The sequence below is a fragment of the Jiella sp. M17.18 genome, assembly GCF_041027365.1.
GTDB lineage: Bacteria > Pseudomonadota > Alphaproteobacteria > Rhizobiales > Rhizobiaceae > VKMB-3413.
This window is the reverse complement of sequence record NZ_JBFTEH010000009.1, coordinates 23495-44400: the sequence shown is the minus strand read 5'-3', so window position 1 is coordinate 44400 and position 20906 is coordinate 23495. Positions and strand designations below refer to the sequence as shown.

Annotated in this window: 20 protein-coding genes; 10 read left to right on the top strand and 10 right to left on the bottom strand. The window is 69.5% G+C overall.

Annotated elements, in window-relative coordinates; translation table 11 throughout:
- Positions 1–140: 140 nt before the first annotated feature.
- Positions 141–761: a hypothetical protein gene (locus AB5S17_RS16715; RefSeq protein WP_369241416.1), complete on the top strand. Its 621-nt coding sequence runs from the start codon at positions 141–143 to the stop codon at positions 759–761.
- A gap of 116 nt (positions 762–877) precedes the next feature.
- Here the strand turns inward: AB5S17_RS16715 and AB5S17_RS16710 are convergent, their stop codons facing one another.
- Positions 878–1840 (bottom strand): metallophosphoesterase, encoded by a 963-nt coding sequence (locus tag AB5S17_RS16710; RefSeq protein ID WP_369241414.1) that lies wholly within the window; start codon positions 1838–1840, stop codon positions 878–880.
- 159 nt (positions 1841–1999) lie between these two features.
- Between AB5S17_RS16710 and AB5S17_RS16705 the strand changes: the two genes are divergently transcribed.
- Positions 2000–2461 (top strand): NUDIX domain-containing protein, encoded by a 462-nt coding sequence (locus AB5S17_RS16705; protein ID WP_369241412.1) that lies wholly within the window; start codon positions 2000–2002, stop codon positions 2459–2461.
- Between the two features lie 515 nt (positions 2462–2976).
- Here AB5S17_RS16705 and AB5S17_RS16700 read toward each other — a convergent pair.
- Complete coding sequence (locus AB5S17_RS16700; RefSeq protein ID WP_369241410.1) at positions 2977–3963, bottom strand: glutathione S-transferase family protein; 987 nt, start codon at positions 3961–3963, stop codon at positions 2977–2979.
- A 302-nt stretch (positions 3964–4265) separates the two neighbouring features.
- Between AB5S17_RS16700 and AB5S17_RS16695 the strand changes: the two genes are divergently transcribed.
- From AB5S17_RS16695 to AB5S17_RS16685, 3 genes are all read left to right on the top strand, one after another.
- Entirely contained in the window at positions 4266–4781 is a 516-nt protein-coding gene (locus AB5S17_RS16695) for a GNAT family N-acetyltransferase (protein WP_369241408.1), read from the top strand.
- Positions 4782–4904: 123 nt separating this feature from the next.
- The gene (locus tag AB5S17_RS16690; RefSeq protein WP_369241406.1) at positions 4905–5150 is read left to right on the top strand and encodes a type II toxin-antitoxin system VapB family antitoxin; all 246 of its coding nucleotides are present in this window, start codon (positions 4905–4907) and stop codon (positions 5148–5150) included.
- Positions 5151–5579, top strand: coding sequence for a type II toxin-antitoxin system VapC family toxin (locus AB5S17_RS16685; RefSeq protein WP_369241404.1), 429 nt, complete (start codon positions 5151–5153; stop codon positions 5577–5579).
- A gap of 5 nt (positions 5580–5584) precedes the next feature.
- Here the strand turns inward: AB5S17_RS16685 and AB5S17_RS16680 are convergent, their stop codons facing one another.
- From AB5S17_RS16680 to AB5S17_RS16665, 4 genes are read right to left on the bottom strand one after another with little or no spacing between them, the layout of a single operon-like run.
- Positions 5585–7666, bottom strand: coding sequence for a hypothetical protein (locus tag AB5S17_RS16680; RefSeq protein ID WP_369241402.1), 2082 nt, complete (start codon positions 7664–7666; stop codon positions 5585–5587).
- On the bottom strand, positions 7666–10521 hold the full coding sequence (locus AB5S17_RS16675) for a DUF4159 domain-containing protein (RefSeq protein WP_369241400.1): 2856 nt from the start codon (positions 10519–10521) through the stop codon (positions 7666–7668). The genes AB5S17_RS16680 and AB5S17_RS16675 overlap by 1 nt, the downstream gene beginning before the upstream one ends.
- Positions 10518–11429, bottom strand: a complete 912-nt coding sequence (locus AB5S17_RS16670) for a DUF58 domain-containing protein (protein ID WP_369241399.1) — start codon at positions 11427–11429, stop codon at positions 10518–10520. Before AB5S17_RS16670 ends, AB5S17_RS16675 begins: the two co-directional genes overlap by 4 nt.
- A gap of 46 nt (positions 11430–11475) precedes the next feature.
- Positions 11476–12486: an AAA family ATPase gene (locus tag AB5S17_RS16665; protein ID WP_369241397.1), complete on the bottom strand. Its 1011-nt coding sequence runs from the start codon at positions 12484–12486 to the stop codon at positions 11476–11478.
- A gap of 206 nt (positions 12487–12692) precedes the next feature.
- On the opposite strand from AB5S17_RS16665, the gene AB5S17_RS16660 reads away from it, so the two are divergent.
- Genes AB5S17_RS16660 through AB5S17_RS16650 form a run of 3 tightly spaced genes read left to right on the top strand, consistent with a single transcriptional unit; the run spans position 12693 to position 15150 of the window.
- Positions 12693–13265, top strand: a complete 573-nt coding sequence (locus tag AB5S17_RS16660; RefSeq protein WP_369241395.1) for a DUF1285 domain-containing protein — start codon at positions 12693–12695, stop codon at positions 13263–13265.
- 8 nt (positions 13266–13273) lie between these two features.
- Complete coding sequence (locus AB5S17_RS16655; RefSeq protein WP_369241393.1) at positions 13274–13903, top strand: CoA pyrophosphatase; 630 nt, start codon at positions 13274–13276, stop codon at positions 13901–13903.
- Entirely contained in the window at positions 13900–15150 is a 1251-nt protein-coding gene (locus AB5S17_RS16650; RefSeq protein WP_369241391.1) for a CCA tRNA nucleotidyltransferase, read from the top strand. The genes AB5S17_RS16655 and AB5S17_RS16650 overlap by 4 nt, the downstream gene beginning before the upstream one ends.
- Positions 15151–15274: 124 nt before the next feature.
- Here AB5S17_RS16650 and AB5S17_RS16645 read toward each other — a convergent pair whose 3' ends face one another.
- Positions 15275–15454 carry a DUF1059 domain-containing protein gene (locus AB5S17_RS16645; RefSeq protein ID WP_369241389.1) on the bottom strand — a complete coding sequence of 60 codons (180 nt, stop codon included), beginning with the start codon at positions 15452–15454 and terminating at the stop codon, positions 15275–15277.
- A gap of 113 nt (positions 15455–15567) precedes the next feature.
- Complete coding sequence (hemF, locus tag AB5S17_RS16640; protein WP_369241387.1) at positions 15568–16476, bottom strand: oxygen-dependent coproporphyrinogen oxidase; 909 nt, start codon at positions 16474–16476, stop codon at positions 15568–15570.
- A gap of 288 nt (positions 16477–16764) precedes the next feature.
- On the opposite strand from hemF, the gene AB5S17_RS16635 reads away from it, so the two are divergent.
- Together AB5S17_RS16635 and AB5S17_RS16630 are read left to right on the top strand one after the other, a co-directional pair.
- On the top strand, positions 16765–17019 hold the full coding sequence (locus AB5S17_RS16635) for a hypothetical protein (RefSeq protein ID WP_369241385.1): 255 nt from the start codon (positions 16765–16767) through the stop codon (positions 17017–17019).
- A 225-nt stretch (positions 17020–17244) separates the two neighbouring features.
- Positions 17245–17967 carry a cytochrome c gene (locus AB5S17_RS16630; RefSeq protein WP_369241383.1) on the top strand — a complete coding sequence of 241 codons (723 nt, stop codon included), beginning with the start codon at positions 17245–17247 and terminating at the stop codon, positions 17965–17967.
- Between the two features lie 67 nt (positions 17968–18034).
- Here AB5S17_RS16630 and AB5S17_RS16625 read toward each other — a convergent pair whose 3' ends face one another.
- A complete protein-coding gene (locus AB5S17_RS16625) occupies positions 18035–18535 on the bottom strand; it encodes a tRNA (cytidine(34)-2'-O)-methyltransferase (RefSeq protein ID WP_369241381.1) in 501 nt (166 codons plus the stop codon).
- A 152-nt stretch (positions 18536–18687) separates the two neighbouring features.
- The gene (locus tag AB5S17_RS16620; RefSeq protein WP_369241379.1) at positions 18688–20607 is read right to left on the bottom strand and encodes a methyl-accepting chemotaxis protein; all 1920 of its coding nucleotides are present in this window, start codon (positions 20605–20607) and stop codon (positions 18688–18690) included.
- Positions 20608–20906: the final 299 nt, after the last annotated feature.

Sequence of the window (20906 nt, the reverse complement as noted above, 5' to 3'; positions counted from 1 at the left end):
CGGCGCGAAACGTTGCCGATCGGACGCATCTGCGGGCAAGCTTCGCCCCCACGGGCAACTTCAGGTCCGACAGTTTATTCCGGCCGGCGACCCGCTATGGTAAAGCGATTCTGAAGGACATGGTGCGAGGCAGCGAATCGATGGGCGAAGGCAAGGACAATGTCGCATCCCTGATGGGGACGAAGCGTCTCGCCGATGCCGTGCGGCAGGCCAAGATCGCGGCGGCGCAGCGCTCGGACGTCATCGTCGACATCCGCGAGGCGGACCGTGCTCGCCTGGAGATCCTCGCCGAGGAGCTGCAGCCGGTCATCGACGACCTGCCGGCGGGCGACGACTTCTTCGACTTCACGATCACCGGCGGCATTCATCCGCGGCTGTGGATCGACGGCACTGCCAACGTCCTGATGGCGCGCGACCGGCGCACCTACCGCTTCGTGCGCGAGACGCGGCTCGGCCGGCTGACGCTCGCCGAATCCACCGAGCCACGCCAGATCGCCGATCACGTGACCGACTATGTCGCCGAGCGGATCGTCGAGCGCGAGCGCGCCTTCGCCGCCGAGGACATGGTCGAGGCGCGCGGTGTCGTCGCCCCGCGGCAGAAGGCGGTGAAGGATGCCGATGCGGAGCCGCTGCGCGAGCCGGAGCGCCGCTCCAAGGGCGCGGATTTCGTCATCGCCCTCGTCTGGCTGATGATCGGGGCGGTGCTCGGGGCCGGCCTGCTCCTCGCCATCGCCTCCTATCAGGGCGTCGCCGTCGGCTGAGCCGGCGCGCGCCGTAAGATCGCGGTGGCGCCTCTCCCCCGATCGTCCGCGACCCGAAAGCGGCCGGCCCGGCTGCCGCAGCGCGAACGCCATGCGCCCTCGGCATGCTCGTGCCGTTACTTCGGAACCTCCTCGGCGGGACGCGCATCCTCGCGCGGGCGGGCGTCGATCGCTCGTCCGTCCGCCAGAAGCTCGCGCTCACGGATCCAGTCGACGCCCGGAGCGTGCTCGCGCGCGCCCCGTTCGCGCTGGATCAGCGTCCATTTGCCCGGCCCGCCCTCGATCTCGAAGAGGTTGTAGCGCGAGGCGGGCGTCTCGCCGCCCGGCGCCTGGCTGGCCGACGGCACGCCGACGACCGGAATCTGCTTGTCCGGTCCGTTCAGCCAGTGCAGCGTGTCGAGATGGGTATGGCCGTGCAGCACGAGTTCGGCGCCGACCTCCCGCATCACCTTGGAGAAGAACTGCTTGCCGATCAGCCGCTTGTGCCACGAGGTAGCGCCGGAGATCGGCGGGTGGTGGATCAGGACGACGCGGAACAGGCCGAGCGCGCGCGTGGTCTCCAGCAGCCGCGCCAGCCGCAAGGCCTGGCCCCGCTTGAAGGTTCCGGTGGCGAAGAAGGGCGCCGTCGCCTCCGCCGTCGACACGCCGAGGATCGCCACCGGCCCGCGCACCCTGAGATAGGGAAAGGCGCTGCCGTCGGAGTTGAGCGGGTCGTCGCCGGTCATGTACGGGAACCACTCGCGATAGGACCGCTTCAGCGCGCCGGGCACGTAGGCGTCGTGATTTCCGGGCACGAGCGAGACGCTCTGCGGCGTGCCGAGATCGCGCAGCCAGAGCCCCGAGGCCACCGTCTCCTTCTTGGTGGCGAGATTGACGAGATCGCCGGTGACCGCGATGTGGTCGGGGTCTTCCGTCTTCAGGTCCTGGACCAGATCGCTCAGCGTGTCGCCGAACATCGCCCGGCGCCGGTTGCGCTGCCAGTTGTACCAGCCGGTCACCCGCTTCGAGGCGAGCTCGCGCAGCGAGAGCTGCGGCAGCGGACCGAGATGGACATCCGACAGATGGGCGAGGCGAAACATCGACGACTTCCTGTTAGAGCACGAGATCCGATTCCGGAGATCGGGTCTCGTGCCCCAAGATCTGGATCGCATCGGACGGCCCGAAGAGCGGGTCTCACGTGTCCGTCCGATGCTCTAAAGCCCTTGGGATTGTAGGCCGCGGGCAGGCGAGAGGAACCGATGCGCTTCGAGAAATTGCTGATCCGCGCCATGCACGGCGTGCATCTCGTCGCCCGGCCGGTGACGCTCGGCGTGCGCGCCGCGGTGTTCGACGGGGACGGCCGGATCTTCCTCGTGCGCCACACCTACGTCTCCGGCTGGTACATGCCCGGCGGCGGCGTCGACCCCGGCGAGAGCGCCGAGGCGGCGATCCGCCGGGAACTCGTCGAGGAGGCGAACATCGAACTCGAAGACCCTCCGGCTCTCTTCGCCGTCTACTTCAACCGCAAGGCCTCGGACCGCGACCACGTGCTGCTCTATCGCTGCGGCGCATTCCACCAGAGCACGCCGAAACAGCCGGACCGGGAGATCGCCGAGACCGGCTTCTTCCCGGTCGACGCGCTGCCCGGCGGAACGACGGACGCTACCCGCCGGCGGATCGCGGAACTCGCCGGCGAGCGCGCGCCGGACCCCGATTGGTGAACTTCGGTCAAGCAAGCGCCGGCAGCTGGCATTCTCGCATATATTCAGCTGTTTACAACGATGTTCCCTTAGGTCAATTTGGGGATGGAAGCGGGCGAGCTAATGCTTCCTCTGAGGGAAGACGCCATGCAGCAGCGCAGCCGGATCCCCAACACCATGCTCTTGCGAGGCGGAGTTCTGTCGGCCGTCGTTGCAGGTTTCACCCTGTTCGGCGGCCCTCGCCGAAGCCGGCGCACGCAGCCGTCTACTGCAAGACCGTTGGCGTTCCCATAGGATGTGTCGCACGGCCGAAGGTGGTCTATTGCACCGGAGTCGGCGTCCCCCACGGATGCGTCGCCCGTGCGCCGGCAAAGGTCGGCCTCGGAGCCCCCGGCGTCGGCATCCGCGCGGGAACCCCGATGAATCGCGGCGGCCCGGTAAACCGGATCGGCCGCCGCTGAGGGAAAGCCCCCGGCCTTCGATTTGGCGCGGGGCACGGCCTGTACCGAGGGCCACCTCGCGAGACGGGCCCGTACTCAGGCCTTCAGCCGGTCGCGGTTGTGCGGGCGCGTCAGGTCCTGGTCGGGCCCGAGCGGCACGATGCCGGTCGGGTTGATGGTCTTGTGGCTCGAATAGTAGTGGCCCTTGATGTGCTCGAAGTTCACCGTCTCGGCGACGCCCGGCCACTGGTAGAGTTCCAGCATATAGCCGAAGAGGTTGGGATAGTCGGCGATCTGCCTGAGATTGCACTTGAAATGGCCGTGATAGACGGCGTCGAAGCGGATCAGCGTGGTGAAGAGGCGCCAGTCCGCCTCGGTCGGGGCGGAGGAGGGGACGAGATAGCGCTGCGCCGACAGCCGCTCCTCCAGGTCGTCCAGCGTCTCGAACAGCGGGTGGAACGCCGCCTCGTAGGCCCGCTGCGTCGTCGCGAAGCCGGCCTTGTAGACGCCGTTGTTGACGGTGTCGTAGATGCGCACGTTGATCGCGTCGATCTTCGGGAGCAGCGCCTCCGGCGTTACGTCGACGGACGCATCGCCGAAGGCGTTGAAGCCCGTGTTGAGGATGCGGATGATCTCGGCCGACTCGTTGTTGACGATCGTGCCGGTCTCCTTGTCCCAGAGGACGGGCACGGTGACGCGGCCGGTGTAGTGCGGGTCGGCTTCGAGATAGACCTCGTAGAGCCGCTTCTTGCCGAGGACGCTGTCGGGGATCGCGCCGGGCCGCTCGGAGAAGACCCAGCCTTCCTCGCCCATGTGATAGTCGACGATCGAGAGCGAGATCGCGTCCTCCAGCCTCTTCAGCTTGCGGGTGATCAGCGTGCGGTGAGCCCACGGGCAGGCGAGCGAGACATAGAGGTGGTATCGTCCCGCTTCGGCCGGATAGGCCTTCCGCCCGTCCGGTCCCGGCGCGCCGTCCGCCGTGATCCAGTCTCGGAAGGTCGTCGTGCTGCGCTTGAACTTTCCGCCGGTGGAAGCGGTGTCGTACCACTTGTCCTGCCACTTGCCGTCGACCAGCAGTCCCATCGTCTCGCTCCTGTGCTTTGCCCGTCTCGCCCGATGCTAACAGGAGATGGTGACGCCCGTTCCGCCGGGCAGGGCGACGGAGCGTCAATCGCGGCGAGCCGTCCGCGCATGCGGCGCTTTACGCCCGCCCGCAGGGGTGCTACCGGGCGGAACCCGAGATGGAGCCCTGCCGGATGATCCAGCGCCGACGACGAATGGAAGGCCGCGCCGAACGGCGCTGACCCTCGTCGCCCCGTCCTTTGCCCGACCCCGGCAAAGGACCGGCGCCTTTGCTCCTGCACGATCGTCCGGAAACTTCCCCGATGTTCTCTCTCGCCGATGTCCGGTTCCTGCCGGAACAGCCGCATCATGCCGCCGCGATCGAAGCGATCGCCGACGAGGCCTTCGGGCCCGGCCGCTTTTCCCGCGCCGCCGAGCGGGTGCGCGAGATGGCGCCGCACGACCCTTCGCTCTCCTTCGTCGCCGAACTGGAGGGCGTGGTGATCGGCTCGGTCCGCCTGACGCCGATCCGGATCGGGACGACGCCGGCGCTGATGCTGGGGCCGCTCGCGGTCCGGCCGGCCTACAAGAACAAGGGCGCCGGCAAGGCGCTGATGCGGCTCGCGGCCGACGCCGCGCGGGACACGGGCGAGCGGCTGATCGTCCTCGTCGGCGACCCGCCCTATTACGCCCCCCTCGGCTACCGCTCGCTGCCGCCGGGGAGCGTGATCATGCCGGGACCGGTCGACCCGCGGCGGCTGCTCGGGCTGGAGCTTCAGGAGGGCGCGCTCGAAGGTATCGGCGGAGCGGTGAAAGCGCGGCGGCGAGGCTTGCCTTAGCCTTCAGCCGTTTCCGTCTCTTGGGGAGTGCCCGAACCGTTGCAACGACTCCGTGACGAACAAAGGTGGAATCCACGCCGAGTTCGCGCTTGTGCTATAGCGATATCCGAAGGAGGATGTCGGATGGCGCTGATTATCCGTGATGCCGCGGTCGACGCCTTGGCGGAAGAGGTCCGTCGGCTGATCAAGGCGAAGACGAAGACGCAAGCGGTGCGCTTGGCGCTCGAGCGGCAGATCGATGAAGTGCGGAAGATGCGTCCGCTCGAGGATCGGCTCGCGCGGTCCATGGCGCTCGCCGATGCGATGGGACCGAACGATCCCGATTTCGACATGAAGGCCTTCGCCGACGCGATGTGGGACGGCGCGTAGATGTTCGTCGATGCGTCCGCCATCGTTGCGATCCTCGGCCGCGAGGCCGGCCACGAGGCGATCCAGCTGCAGATGGCGACTGCCGCGGGACCCTTCTTCGTCTCGCCGCTGGCGGTCTTCGAAGCCGTTCTTGCTCTGGCGCGAAAGAAGGCACCGGCGACACGTGGAGGCGACCGCCCCTCGCCCGATCTCGTGCGGCAGGCGCAGGCCGCCGTCCAAGCCTTCGTCGAAGACATCGGCGCCACGAACCTTTTGGTCACGCCCGACATTGGCCAGCGAGCACTTGAGACCGCGGCCACCTACGGCAAGATCGTCGGCCATCCCGCCGATCTCAACTTCGGCGACTGCTTCGCTTACGCCTGTGCAAAGGCGAGTGGCGTGCCCCCACTCTACAAGGGCGACGACTTCAGCCAGACCGATCTCGGCTGAACCTCTCAACGCCCTTCGCGGTACCAGGTCGCCGAGAGCACCAGGAGCAGGACGGCGAGGCCGAGGAAGCCGGCGAAGAGCGGGGTGCGGTCGACGCCGCGCAGCACCGTCTCGTCGGTCGTCTTCAGCCCGATCCAGTCGCGCCCGTCGGCGTTCGCCCGGCCGCTGACCGGCACGATCCGCGGGATGTCGAGCGTTCCGGAGGCGTCGGCTATGCGGCGGACGCTGCCGTGCGTGGCGTCGGCGATCGGCTGCAGCTTGGCCGTCGTCGAGATCGCCTCGCGGTATTCCCGCGGGTTGACCGGTCCGACATTGGCGAGCGCCCGGAGATCGCCGTTGGCCGCCTGGAAGAGCCCGAGCTCGTCGGTCTTCAGCGTGCCCTGCCAGCGGCCGGCATCGACCTTCTTCAGCGGCAGGGTGACCGCCTTGCCGGATGGGGTCAGCACCGTCGCCGGGCCGGGATCGTCGCCGATCGTCTGGCGGGTCACGGTGAGGTCGGAGCCGTGCGCCTCGGCATCCAGCGCTTCCTCCTCGAGGTCCGGCTCCTTCATCAGCCAGTGCGCGAGGCGCCGGAACAGGGCGACATGCGGGCCGCCGCCCTCGAAGCCGCGCGACCACAGCCATTCCTGGTCCGACAAGAGGAGAGCGATGCGGCCGTCGCCGACCCGGTTGAGGACGAGGAGCGGGCGCTTGTCGGCGCCGGTCATCACCGTCTCGCCCTCGGTCTTGCCGACCTCGATGGTGCGGAACCACTGGCTCCAGTTCGGCGGCTCGGTCTTCGAGCCCGGCAGGTCGCGCGTCACCGGATGCTTGGCGCCGAGGGCTGAGATCTGCGGGAAGAACGGCTTCTCGTCGACTTGGCCGGTCGGCAAAGCCGGCAGGATCTGCTGCAGCGGCGTCATCGCGATGCTCTCGTCGCCGGCATATTCGGGCCCGGCCGCCACCAGCATTGCGCCGCCCTGCTTCACGTACTGGGCGATGTAGTCGAAATAGAGCGAGGGCAGCACGCCGCGCTCCTGATAGCGGTCGAAGATGATCAGGTCGAAGTCCTTGATCTTCTCGACGAACAGCTCGCGTGTCGGGAAGGCGATCAGCGACAGCTCGTTGATCGGCGTGCCGTCCTGCTTTTCCGGCGGCCGCAGGATGGTGAAGTGGACGAGGTCGACCGAGGCGTCGGACTTCAACAGGTTGCGCCAGGTGCGCTCGCCGGCATGCGGCTCGCCGGAGACGAGGAGCACGCGCAGGTTCTCGCGGATGCCGTCGACGATGGCGATGGCGCGGTTGTTGACCGCGGTGATCTCGCGGCCGTCGTGGGCAACGGAGAGCTGGACGATGTTCTTGCCGGCCCGCGGCAGGTGGAACGTGACCGAGGCGTCGCTGCCGGGACGGGCCTGTTGCCGCGCGATCAGGTCGCCGTTGAGGAAGACCTGCACCTCGACCGGGTCGGTGGAGGCGCCCTTGCCCTGCTCGATCACCCGGTAGTTGATCGTCTGGTCGTCCTTGACGAGGCCGAAGCGGGGGGCGGTGGTGATCTCGATACGGCGGTCGAACTCGTCGGGACGCCCGGTGATCAGGCCGTGGACCGGCGCGTCGAAGCCGAGCGCCTCGGCCTTGGCCGGAATGTCGTGCACCTGCCCGTCGGTGAGCATAATGGCGCCGGCGACGCGGCCGGGCGAGACGTCCTTCAGCGCGCCGGACAGCGCGCCGAAGAGGGCGGTCGTCGCGTCGTCGCCGGGCGAGCCGGAGGTCTTCGCCTCGACCGTGCGCACCTCGAACTGCGGGAAGCGGGCGAGGCTCTTCTTCAGCGCTGCCTCGGCTTCGTCCGTCTGCTTCGTGCGGTCGCCGATGGTCTGGCTCTGGCTGCGGTCGACGACGAGGGCGACGACGCTCTTCAGGGGGTCGCGCTGTTCGCGCAGCACCACCGGGTTCATCAGGGCGAGCAGCAGGGCGGCGATGGCGACGATGCGGATCGCCGCGCCGCGGGTGCGCGCGGCGAAGAGCGCCAGCGACAGCAGGACCGCCGGCACGGCGAGGATGGCGATGACCGTCCAGGAGAAGAACGGCGCGAAGTCGACCGACCAGGTCATTATTGTCCGAGCCTTTCGAGCAGCGCCGGCACGTGCACCTGGTCGGCCTTGTAGTTGCCGGTGAGCACGTACATCACGATGTTCACGCCGGCGCGGTAGGCGTTCTCGCGCTGCGCCGGGTCGCTGGAGTCGGTCGGGTAGAGGAACATGCCCTGGTCGTCGACGGCCCAGGCGCCGGCGAAGTCGTTCGAGGTGATCATGATCGAGGAGACGCCGTCACCGCCGCGGGCCGGTCGCCGCGCGCCCGAGGCGTCCGGCACCAGCGACTCCACCCACAGGTCGGAGCCGGTGTGCAGGCCGGGGAAGTCGTTCATCAGGTAGAAGGCCTTGGTCAGCACGTGGTCGTGCGGAACCGGCTCCAGCGGCGGTATGTCGAGGTTCGCAAGGATGGCGCGCAGGCGGCGCTGGCCCGGCGAGACGTTTCCGGACAGCAAGGAGAGCGTGTCGTCGGCGACGTCGAAGAGGACGGTGCCGCCTTCCTTCATATAGGCGTCGATGCGGCTGATCGCGTCCGCGCTCGGCATCTTGTCCTCGGCATGGATCGGCCAGTAGAGGATCGGGTAGAAGGCGAGCTCGTCCTTGGCGATGTCGACGCCCATCGGATCACCGGGCTCCAGCGCCGTCTTCGCCGCGATGTACTGCGACAGGCCCTTGAGCCCCGCGCGCGACCGGTCGTCCACCGCCTGGTCGCCGGTCTCGACATAGGCGAGATGGGTGGCGCTGGTCGCCTCCATCGCCTTCTGCATGTCGATCGTCTTGGCGATGCGCGCCGCCTCCGACTGGGCGAAGGCGGGATGCGGCGTGGCGACGGCCAGCGCGAGGCCGAGGCCGAGGCCGAGGAGGGCGATCGCCGGAACGGCCGACGAGCGGCCGCGGCCGAACGCGCCGCCGAGCCGCGCGAACGTGCCGCCGAGCCAGAGAAGCGCCAGCGCGTCGAGCGCGAAGAGGATCAGCGCCGCGGCGAAGAGCCAGGGCCGCAGATCGACGGAGTCCTTGTTGCCATAGGACCGCGTCTCGACCGTCGTGCCGAGGTCGAGCGCGGGAAGCGGCTTCAGCGTGGTTCCCGCCGGCAGGAGATTGTGCGCGACATAGCCCTCCTGCGTGCCGTAGAGGCCGGGCGGATTGGCGCGCGTCACCGGGCGCGGGGCCGGCTTCGTCAGGTCGAGCGGCTGCACGTCCGCCCCCGCGCCCGTCAGGCGGCCGCTGCCGTCGAGGACGCGGTAGGGCGGCAGGCTGTCGGCGCTCGTGCGCCCGTCCGGGGCAGCGGCATTGGCGCGCGACAGCGTCACGACCCGCCGCAGCATGTCGACGAAGGCGCCGGAGATCGGCAGGTTCGACCAGGTTGCCTCGGCGGTCACGTGGAACAGCACGATCGTGCCGGCGCCGCGCTTCTCGGCGGTGACGAGCGGCGTGCCGTCGGCAAGGCTCGCCCAGGTCTTGCTGGCGAGATCGGCCGAGGGTTCGGCGAGGATCTGGCGCGACACCGTGATGTCGTCCGGCACCTTGATACCGGCGAACGGGCTGTCCTTGGCCATCGGCGCGATCTTCTGCGGTTCCGACCAGGACATCGCGCCGCCGAGCTGGCGTTCGCCCTGGCGCAGCCGCACCGGGACGAGCGGGTCCTCGCCCGTGGCCGCAGCCAGACGCGGACCGGCAAAGCGCACGAGATAGCCGCCGTCCTGAACGAATTTCTCCAGCGCCGTGCGCGCCTCGTCCGGCAGGTTGCCGATATCCGCGAGCACCATGACCGAGGGCTTCTCCCGCAGGAGTTCCGGGATCGCCTTCGAGAGGTCGGCGCTGTCCGGCCGCACGAGATCGGCAAAGGGCTGCAGCGCCCGGCTGATGTAGTAGAGCGGCGAGAGCAGCGGCTGGGCGAGGTCCGAGGATTCGCCGGAGACGAGCGCCACCCGCCGGCGCCGGAAGGAATCGTCGAGCAGGCGGACGCCGCCGGCGTTCCGCGCGTTCTCCACCTCGATGCGGGCGATGTCGTTGCGCAGCTCGACCGGGATGGCGAAGCGCGCCTCGCCGGTGCCGCCGCTAAAGCTCATCGGGGTGCGGCCGACCTCGCGGCTCTGCTGGTCGAGCGCGACGAGCGTCGTGGCGCCGGACGCGCCGGCGCCGGCCGCGCGCACCCCCTTGACCACCAGCGCGTCGGTGGAATTGTCCGCGCCGGTGAGGCCGACGAGCCCGGTGACGTCCGGAGCGTAGACGATCGCCTGCGACGGGGACAGCGCCGCGAGCCGCTTCGCCGCAGCCTGTGCGTCGGCGCTGTCGAGGCCGTCGGAGAGGAAGACCAGCGAGCCCGGGGTCTGGCCGGCGAGCCCGTTGGCGAGGCGTTCGGCGGCGCCCGCGCGGTCGGTCGGGATCGGCTGGGGCGAGGCGGCCGCGAGCCGGTCCAGCGCCGTCGTCGCCTCGACCGGAGCCGCGTCGTTCGCGGCGCCGTCGGCCGTGAAGGCGAGGGCGACCGGCCGCCCGGCATCGCCCGCCCGGCGGATCAGCGTCTCGGCCGCCGAGCGTCGCTGCTCCCAGTCGCCGCCGCTCGCCCAGCCGTTGTCGACGAGCAGCGCCAGCGGACCGGAGCCCGACAGCACGCTCTGGCTCGGATTGAGCGTCGGAGCGGCGAGTGCGAAGATCACCAGCGCGGCGAGCAGCAGGCGCAGCAGCGTCAGCCACCACGGGCTCTTCGCCGGCGTCTCCTCGCTCTTCAGGACGCGCTGCAGGATGCGCAGCGGCGGGAAGGTCTCGGTCTGCGGGCGCGGCGGCGTCAGCTTCAGGAGCCACCAGATCACCGGCAGGGCGAGAAGGCCGACGAGGACGAAGGGCGCGCCGAAGGAGAGGGCGAGGCCGCCGATCATGAACGGGGTCCGAGGGATTGCGGCACGCCGGACAGGCGGCCATGGATGGCGACGAGCGCCTCGGAGGCGAGATGGTCGGTGCGATGCACTACGAAGCTCCAGCCGAGCCGCCGGCAATGCTCGCCGATGACGTCGCGACGTGCGGCGTAGAGCCTGCGATACTCCTCGCGCAGCGTCTCGGCACGACCGGCCGTCAGCTTGGCACCGGTCTCCGGATCGCGGAACTCGGTGCGCCCGGCATAGGGGAAGGCCTCTTCGGCCGGATCGGCGATCATGATGAGATGGCCGCGGATGCCGCGCCGGCCGATGCGATCGATGCGTGCGACGATGTCGTCGACATCGTCCAGAAAATCGCTGACGAGAACGAGCTCGGAGAAGCGCTTCAGCTTTTCGTCCGGCGGAAAGCCGTGATCGGGCCGCCCGCCGAGCAGAGCGGCGGCGATCCGTTCGGCGGCATTGCGCGAGGAGACGGGGTCGAGCACGCCGGGATAGCCGATCCGTTCGCCGGATCGCGACAGGATCTCGGCGAGCGCCAGCACCAGGACGAGCGCGCGCGACTCCTTCGAGACCGGCGCGGCCTTCGACTGGAAGCGCATCGAGGGCGACGGATCGGCCCAGAGCCAGACGGTGTGCGCCGCCTCCCACTCCCGATCCCTCAGATAGAGGTGATCGTCGCGGGCCGAGCGGCGCCAGTCGATGCGCGAGACCTGCTCGCCCTCGACGAAGGGGCGGAACTGCCAGAAGTTCTCGCCGACGCCGCGGCGGCGGCGTCCGTGCCAGCCGGCGATGACGGTCGCGACGACGCGCCGTGCCTCGACCAGGAGGTCCGGCATCAGCGCCGCGCGCTGCCGCGCCCGGACGAGGGCGTCCGGAGCGGATGTGAGTTCGACGGACGAACCGATCGGCATCAGGCGGTCTCTGGCGTCATCGCGGGGCGCCGCATCGCGTGCGGCCTCAAGCGGCGCTGCGCTTCAGCGCGGCGATCACGTCGCGCACGCTGATGCCTTCGGCCCGCGCGGCGAAATTGAGCGCCATGCGGTGCTGCAGGATCGGCTCGGCGAGCGCCATGACGTCGTCCACCGAGGGGGCCAGGCGCCCGTCATAGAGCGCGCGGGCGCGCACGCAGGTCATCAGCGCCTGGCTGGCGCGGGGCCCCGGGCCCCAGGCGATGTGGGTGTCGGCCTCGCTGTGGCCGTTGCCCGGGCGGGCCGAGCGCACCAGCGTCAGGATCGCCTCGACGACGCTTTCGGCGACCGGCATGCGGCGCACCAGCGCCTGGATCTCGCGCAGCCGCTCCGCGGTCATCACCGGCGTCGCCCTCTGCTCGGTTCCGCCGGTGGTCTCGAGCAGGATGCGCCGCTCGGCCGCGAGATCGGGATAGGCGACGTCGACCTGCATCAGGAAGCGGTCGAGCTGCGCCTCGGGCAGGGGATAGGTGCCCTCCTGCTCCAGCGGGTTCTGCGTCGCCAGCACGTGGAACGGCTTCGGCAGGTCGTGGCGCTCGCCGGCGACGGTGACGTGGTACTCCTGCATCGACTGGAGCAGCGCCGACTGCGTGCGCGGCGAGGCGCGGTTGATCTCGTCGGCCATCAGCAGCTGGGCGAAGACCGGACCGCGGACGTAGCGGAACGAGCGCCGGCCGTGCTCGTCCTGGTCCATCACTTCGGTGCCGATGATGTCGGAGGGCATCAGGTCCGGCGTGAACTGGATGCGCCGCGCGTCGAGGCCGAGCGCGATGCCGAGCGTGTCGACGAGCTTGGTCTTGGCAAGGCCCGGCACGCCGACGAGCAGGGCGTGGCCGCCGGCGAGGATGGCGATCATCGTCTGCTCGACCACATCCTCCTGGCCGAAGATGACCGTGCCGACCGAGCGCCTCACCTCGGCGATGTCGGCCAGCGCCGACTCCGCCATGCCGACGATCGCGTCATCGCTGAGCGTTGCCTCTTTCGGCGCGAGCATCGTCATCGAGGATTCTCCGTAGAAAAGGCGGTCGTCCCGCATCGCAACAAGGAGCGCGCCCGGCTGCGGCCTTGTCAATTGCCCGGCGCCGAGGGTGGCACGGCTGGCAGGCACTCGCCATACCACTATTTCGTGACCTCGAAGGCGGGCCAAAATAAGACAGGGCGGCGGTCCGCAGCCTGCGCAGCCTTCAACAATCCGCGCGAGGATGTATGGAGATTCAACAAGATAACGTGAGCCCCGACCTCGCGGCGCTGATCGCGCGGGCCGAGCGTGCTGGCCGGGGCACGCCGCCGGTGGAGCGCTGGGAGCCGCCCTTCTGCGGCGATATCGATATGACGATTCGGGCCGACGGCAGCTGGACCTATCAGGGAACGCCCATCGCCCGCCCGGCGCTGAAGCGGCTGTTCTCGACGGTGCTGCGCAAGGACGCGGACGGGCGCACCTATCTCGTGACGCCGGTCGAGAAGCTCGGGATCGCCGTCGAGGACGCGCATTTCCAGGCGGTGGAGATGGTGCGGGAGATCCGCGGCGGCGAACCCGTCCTGTCCTTCCGCACCGATGTCGGCGACGTGGTGGCGGCGGGGCCGGAGCATCCCTTGTGCTTTGCCGCGGATCCCGAGGCCGGCTTCCGGCCCTATCTCCTGGTGCGCGGGCGGCTGGAGGCGCGGCTGACGCGCCCGCTCGCCTTCGATCTCGCCGGCCTGATCGAGCCCGACGGCGAGCGCCACGTCGTGCGCTCGAACGGCGCGGCTTTCGCCATTCCGGCCGAACTTCTGTCGTGAGGGAGGGCATGGACGAGATCTTCCCCCGCCTCACCGCGGCCGATCTTCGCGCGCGCATCGCCGCCGACCGCACAGGCGAGGAGACGCGCGAATACGGCGATCATCTGCTCAACCCGGACTTCGTCCAGCTGATGGAGCGGCGGGAGGCGCGCGCCGCGGCCGTGCTGGTGCCGGTCGTGGACCGGGCGGAGGGCGCCTCGGTCATCCTGACGACGCGCTCCAGCGGCCTGCGCAAGCATTCCGGCCAGATCGCCTTCCCCGGCGGCTCGATCGATCCCGAGGACGCCTCGCCCGAGGCGGCGGCGCTGCGGGAAGCGGAGGAGGAGATCGCGCTCGATCCCGCCCATGTCGAGCCGATCGGACGGCTGCCGCGCTACATGACCGGGACAGGCTTCCGGATCACGCCGGTGGTCGCGGTCGTGCGTCCGGGCTTCGAGCTCGCGCCCAATCCCGCCGAGGTCGAGGACGTCTTCGAGGTGCCGCTCGGCTTCCTGATGCGCGAGGAGAACCACCGCCGGGAAAGCCGGGAGTGGCAAGGGGCGCTGCGGCATTACTATGTGATGCCCTTCGGCGAGCGCTTCATCTGGGGCGTCACGGCCGGCATCATCCGCACGCTGTATGAAAGGTTCTATGCATGACGACGATCGACGCCGACTGGCTGGGGGCTCCCTCGCTCCAGGCGCTGCTCGCCGCCCTGTCGGAGGGCGGAGAGGAGGCGCGCGTCGTCGGCGGCGCGGTCCGCAACACGATCCTCGGACATCCGGTGACAGACGTCGACATCGCGACGACGACGGTGCCGCAGGAGACCGTGCGGCGGGTCGAGGCGGCCGGGTTCAAGGCGGTGCCGACCGGCTTCGAGCACGGCACGATTACGGTCGTGACGCCGGAGCGGCCATTCGAGGTGACGACGCTGCGCGAGGATGTTGAGACCAACGGCCGCCATGCGGTCGTCCGCTTCGGACGCGACTGGCGGGCGGACGCTTCGCGGCGCGACTTCACCATCAACGCGCTCTACGCGACGGCGGCTGGCGAGGTGGTCGACCTTGTCGGCGGCATCGCCGACATCGAGAGCCGGACGCTGCGCTTCATCGGCGATGCCGAGACGCGCATCCGCGAGGACTATCTGAGGATCCTCCGCTTCTTCCGCTTCTTCGCCTGGTATGGCGCCGGGCGTCCGGATGCTGCCGGGATCCGCGCCGCGGCGCGGCTGAAGGACGGCATGTCCGGCCTTTCCGCGGAACGGGTGTGGGCGGAGCTGAAGAAGCTGCTGGCCGCCCCCGATCCGTCGCGGGCGCTGCTCTGGATGCGGCAGACCGGGGTCCTCACGCAGGTGCTGCCGGAGTCGGAGCGCTGGGGCATCGACAGCATCCATCCGCTGGTCGCCGCCGAGGTCGCCTTCGGCTGGCCGGCGGACCCGCTGCTGCGGCTGATGGCGATCACGCCGCCCGACGCCCCCCGCATGGCGGACCTCGCCCGGCGGCTGCGCCTCTCCAACGCGGATCGCGACCGCCTGCTCGCGCATGCCCATGCCGAGCCGGTGGCTGCGACGGAGCGCGAGGCCGAGCTGAATGCGCGGCTCTATTTCGGTGATCGGCAGGCCATCGTCGACCGGCTGCGGCTGGCCGTCGCCACCGCACGGGCGAAGGCGGAAGGCGGCATAGAGGCGATGGCCGTGCTCGCCAGCCTCACCCGGCAGCTGGAGGCCGCGGAGGCGTTCGATCCGCCGGCCTTCCCGATCTCCGGCGAGGACCTGCGGCAGGCCGGCATCGCGCCCGGCCCCGGGATGGGCCGCGCGCTCGAGCAGCTGAAGCGCAGCTGGGCGGAGAGCGGCTTCCGGCAGACGCGCGAGCAACTGCTCGCGGCCATCTCCCCGTCCGGTTCATGAGGCGCAGCATCCGGGCTGGACGGCGCTCGCCGCGCAAGGCGTGACACCCGTTTGCCCGGCGCATCAAAAAAGGGCGGACCTTCCGGACCGCCCTTCGGACGACACGCTCGTCGAGCGTCTTATCTTATCCGTTGGCCAGTTCCCGGGTCTTCTGCCGGAACGCGTCCAGCATCAGGAGCGGAATCCGCTCGACCCCGAGCTGTTTGGCCTGGGCGACGGCGCGCCGCACGACCTCGGCCTGGGTTTCCGCGCGGATCACGCGCTCACATCCCGGGATGATGCCGGCACAGTCAAGCTCGTACATGATTTCGACCTCCCTTCAGGTTTACCCCCTTATAGGAAGTCCAAATGGGGATTTCGTTATAATGGTTCAATCACTTCTTCGAAATCCGAAATGTCCGCAACAGTGATTTATTGTCACGGCCACTTCACCACCGGCGGCATCGAAGAGAGGATCGAGGCGACATTGCCGCCCGTCTTGAGACCGAACAGCGTTCCGCGATCGTAGAGAAGGTTGTACTCGACATAGCGGCCACGCCGGACCAGTTGCTCTTCGCGGTCCTCCTGCGTGTAGGGCAGGACGACGTTCTGCTTGACGATGTGCGGATAGACCACGAGGAAGGCCTTGCCGACGTCGCGGGTGAAGGCGAAGTCGGCGTCCCAGCCGCCCTGCTCTTCGGACGAGTGCAGCCAGTCGTAGAAGATGCCGCCGACCCCGCGCGCCTCGTTTCGATGCGGCAGGAAGAAGTACTCGTCGCACCAGGCCTTCAGTGCCTCGTAGTCCGCAACGCCCTGATGGCGGTCGCAGACGAACTTCAGCGCCTTGTGGAAGGCGCGCGTGTCGGGATCGTCCGGGCTGCGGCGGCGCTCCAGCGTCGGCGTGAGATCGGCGCCGCCGCCGAACCACTGCCGCGTCGTGACCACCATCCGCGTGTTCATGTGGACCGCCGGAACATTCGGATTGCGCAGGTGCGCGATCAGCGAGATCCCGGAGGCCCAGAACGTCGGATCCTCTTCGGCGCCGGGGATCTGCTTGCGGAATTCCGGCGAGAAATCGCCGTGGACGGTCGAGGTGTGTACCCCGACCTTCTCGAAGATGCGGCCGTGCATCATCGACATGAGGCCGCCGCCGCCGGAATTTTCCCGCTCCCAGGGCGTCTGCTCGAACCGGCCGGGGGCGAGGCCGGTCTCCTCGCCGAACTCGTCCTCCAGCGCCTCGAACGACGCGCAGATCCGGTCGCGCAGCGCCTCGAACCAGGCCTGCGCCGTCGCCTTCTTGGTCTCGATGTCGTCGGGCAGGCCCTCTGGCAGGTTCGGCTGTCGCATCGAAGGTATCGCCCCCTTTTGCCCGGCCGCGCCGGGTCGTCCGCTCGCCCCGCACGCGTTAGCCGCCATCCGGCCGGCCCGTTCGCGCGCAGGGTCCCTCTCCCTGGATGGCATGGCATCTGGGATGACCGCGCGCAATGCCAAGCGAGGCGGAGCATGGCGGCGCGGTCCGGCGCAAGGCGGCAATCGCGCCGGGTCCGGCGAAGCGCGGCAGGATTCGCCATCGCCCGGCCCGGACGCTATCTTGGCGCGAGCGCCCGAGAGGCCGCCTGCGTGGAGTTGGTCCTCATGTCCCGGATCGTCCGCCCGCCGCTGGACGGGCTTCGTAGCCAGCTGGAAAAGTCGCGCCGGGCACGCTCGTCCGGCGGCGACAGCTTCGTGCGCGAGACCTTCACGCTGCCGCGCGATGCGGCGCGGGTGAAGGCGCGCGAGTGGTTCGAGCGCTATCCCAAGGCCGCCTATTGGACGCAGGTCGAAAGCTGGCGCGAACTTCCCGCCGGCGAGATCGAGTTCACCATGCGCAGACTGCCGACCGCCGATTGATGTTCGTGCGGCGCCGCCCCTCCCTCGGGAGAAGGCTCGGCGCGCACCCTCGATGCCGGCTGCAACAGTTGGCTGTCGAACGACTTCCTCGCACGCCTCCCGGGTGTCGACGGTATTTGGACAGGTTCGCTGGGGCAAGTCCCTGGGCGATCATGCTCTGTCTCTGCCGCCCTGCCGGATGGCGTTGCGAAGGAGCCATCGAACGCAGACCCGGGAGGTCAATCCATGCGGTTTCTGGGAGCCATCGGCGCGCTGGCGATCCTCATCGCCGTCGCCGGCGCCATCTATTTCTTCGGCGGCTATTACAACGTGGCCGCGGTGGGCGGCGGTAACGCCGTGGTCGAATGGGCGCTGCGCAGCGTTCGCGAAGCCTCCGTCGACCAGCACGCCGTCGCGCCGCCGAAGCCCGACTGGTTCGGCACGCCGCAGGCTGTCGAGGCCGGTGCCAAGGAATTCGCCAAGGGTGCCTGCATCAACTGTCACGGCGGACCCGGCGTCGAGCCGGCGAAATTCGCACAGGGCATGGACCCGAACCCGCCAGACCTCGGCCATGTCGGCGAGGAGGAGGATCCGACGGCGATCTTCTGGGTGATCAAGAACGGTATCCGGATGACCGGCATGCCCGGCTTCGGCATGCATGCCAAGGACGAGCAGATCTGGCGCCTCGTCTCCTTCATCAAGGAGATGAAGAACGTCTCGCCGGAGAAGTTCAAGGCATGGACGCCGGCCGGCGGATCGCAGTCGGCCGAGGCGAAGGGCGGCGAGGGCAAGGCGGCTTCGAATGGCGGTGCCGCCGGGTCCAATGCGAACGGCTCGTCGGGTTCCGGTTCGAACGGCTCCTCGTCCCAGCCGGCGCCCGCGTCCGGCCAGGGCGGCGGATCGGCGCCGGCCGGAAATTCGGGCGGGACGCCGCCGGGCGTTGCCGCGCCGGGACCGGCCAACCAGTAGACGCGCCGACCGGGCGCGAAGCGGGCGGTCGGGCTCACGCCGGCGCTCGCTTCGGCCGTTCGGGCCGTCAGGCCAGCGGGTGGCCGGTCGCCGTGACGCCCGGCGCCTCGCTGCCCCATCCGACCTGACGCAACGCTTCGCCCGCCGCCATTCCCGCCGAGACAGCGAGATTCAGCGAGCGCGCGCCGGCGACCATCGGAATGGTGACGCGCAGATCCGCCAGGGCATGCACCGCGTCCGGCACGCCGGCGCTCTCCCGGCCGAACAGCAGCACGTCGTCCGGCCGGAAGCTGCAATCGGTGTAGCGGGTCCGCGCTCTCGTGGTGAAGAGGACGAGGCGCCGCCCGGCGCTGAGCCGTGCTGCCTCGAACGCGTCGAAATCGACGTGCCGCACCAGCCGCGACATTGCGACATAATCCATGCCGGCGCGCTTCAGGGCGCGGTCCGAGAGGTCGAAGCCGGCCGGCTCGATGACCTCGACCGCAAGGCCGAGGCAGGCGCCGAGGCGCAGGATCGTGCCGGTATTGCCGGCGATGTCCGGCTGGAAGAGGGCGATCGAAAGCGGCATCGCCGCTCCTTACGCCACAGCGTCCCGGCTGGCGAGAGCCGCCGCCGCGACCGGCGGTACCGGCTCTGACGAACACAGCCCGCCGGACGGGCCGGCGGGCTGAGGAAGGCTCTGCGCCTGCGGCCGGGTTTCGGACCGCCGCCGCGCAGGTCTCAGAACTCTTCCCAGCTCTGCTCCTGCGCCCTCGGCGCCGCCTTCAGGGCCGCATTGCCCGCGGTCGGATAGGCCGCGCGCTGGCGGGCGGGGGCCGGACGCCTGGTTGCCGCCGGAGAAGGCTTTGCGGGCGAAGCGGCATCACCGGCGGCGACGTCGAAGCGGGCGATCAGGCGCCCGAGTTCGCCGGTCTCGCGGGCGAGATGCTGGCAGGCGGCGGTCGATTCCTCGGCCATGGCGGCATTCTGCTGGGTCACCTGGTCCATCTGGCCGACGGCGGTGTTCACCTCACCGAGATTGGTCGCCTGCTCGCGGGCGGAGGACGAGATCTCGGAGACGATCGCGTTGATCTGGCTGACCTGCTCGGCGATCGCCTTCAGCGCCTCGCCGGTGCGGCCGACGAGCTCGACGCCGGTCTCCACCTGGTCGGCCGAGGCGCTGATCAGTTCCTTGATCTCCTTGGCGGCTTCCGCCGAGCGCTGGGCGAGGCCGCGCACCTCCTGGGCGACCACGGCAAAACCCTTGCCGGCTTCGCCGGCCCGCGCCGCCTCGACGCCGGCGTTCAGCGCCAGAAGGTTGGTCTGGAAGGCGATCTCGTCGATCACGCCAACGATCTGCGAAATCTGCTTCGAGGACGTCTCGATGCCGCCCATCGCCGCCACGGCATCGTCCACGATCCGGCCCGAGGTCTCGGCCCGGCCCTTCGCCTCGTCGACGACGCTCTGGGCGTGCTTGGCGGACTCCGCCGTGCGCCGCACCGCCGCTGTGATCTGGTCGAGCGCGGCGGCCGTCTGCTCGAGCGTCGCCGCCTGCTGCTCGGTCCGGCGCGACATGTCGTCGGACGAGGTGCTGATCTCGGTCGTGCCGGCGCCGATCGCCCCGGCAGCCTCGGCGATCGTCGCCATGGTGCCGCCGAGCGAGGCCATCACCTGGTTGAAGTCGTCCTTCAGCTTGGCATAGGCGGCAGGGAAGGACGCGGTGATGCGATAGGAGAGGGCGCCGGCGGCGAGCTTTTCGAGACCGCGGCTGATCTCGCCGACGACGACGTCCTGCTCCCTGACGGTGCTCGCCTGCCGTTCGCTGGACTGCCGGCGCTCCACCTCGACCTCGTCGCGGCGCTGGGTCGCTTCGGCCTCGATGCGCTCCTTTTCGGCCGCGCCCTCCTTCAGCCGGGCGATTGAGCGGGCCATGCCGCCGATGTCGTCGGCGCGCTCGACGCTCGGGATGGCGACGGCGGTATCGCCGGCGGCCAGGCGGTCGATCGCGGCGGCGAGGTTCTGCAGCGGGGAGAACATCCTGCGGCTGAGGACCGTGACCGCCAGCGCGATCATGACCAGGATCGCCAGGCTGATCGCCGCGATGCGCCATTCGACGCGATCGGTCGAGGCGAAGAATTCCGCCTTGGGAATGCCGACATAGAGGACGCCGATGGTCTTGCCGCTCGCGTCCTTGATCGGGTCGTAGGCGGTGTAGAAGGCGGTGCCGAGAATATCGGCCTCGCCGCGATAGGGCACGCCGCGGCCGAGCACGGCGTCGTAGACGGGGCCCTTGGCGAGCTTGGTGCCGACCGCGCGCGAGCCGTCCGGCTTCTTCACATTGGTGGCGACGCGGGTGTCGCCGGAGAATACCGTGGCCGTGCCGCCGACGAGCTCCTTGACGCGGTCGACCGGCGCGTAGAAGCCGTCGATCTTGGTATTGCCGGCATAGAAGGCGCCGTCCTTCAGGCTGAAGTCCTTGCCGTATTGGCGCATGACGTCCCAGGCGACGCGCATGTTCGCTTCCTGGCGCTCGGTGGCGCGCCGCGCGGCGTCCTCGCTGAGGGTCAGCGAGGTCACGAAGACGATGGCAGCGCTGAGCACGACGAGGCTGCCAAGGACCATCAGCGAGATCTTGGCAGGAAGCGAGAGGTGGATCTTCATCAATATCTATCCGGTCGACGAACGGTTTCGGGAGGAACTGTCTAGCCGGCTAACGGGCCCGGATCCGAAACTGCACGGCAATGCTTCCGAAAGCGTAAAAATGGCCGATGTTCTGCAACTATAAGGTAGGCCGGTGGAATGGCCGGAAGGCCCGTGATCCGCGCCAGCGCCGCCGACGGCTTGCAGGCAACGGTGTCAGCCGCTTCCGCTTCTGCGAACCGTCGCGGCTTCGCGAGCGGTACACGTACAGGTGCAGATCGCCGGCAGGGCCGGAATCGCGGGGCGGATCGGGCCGCGGT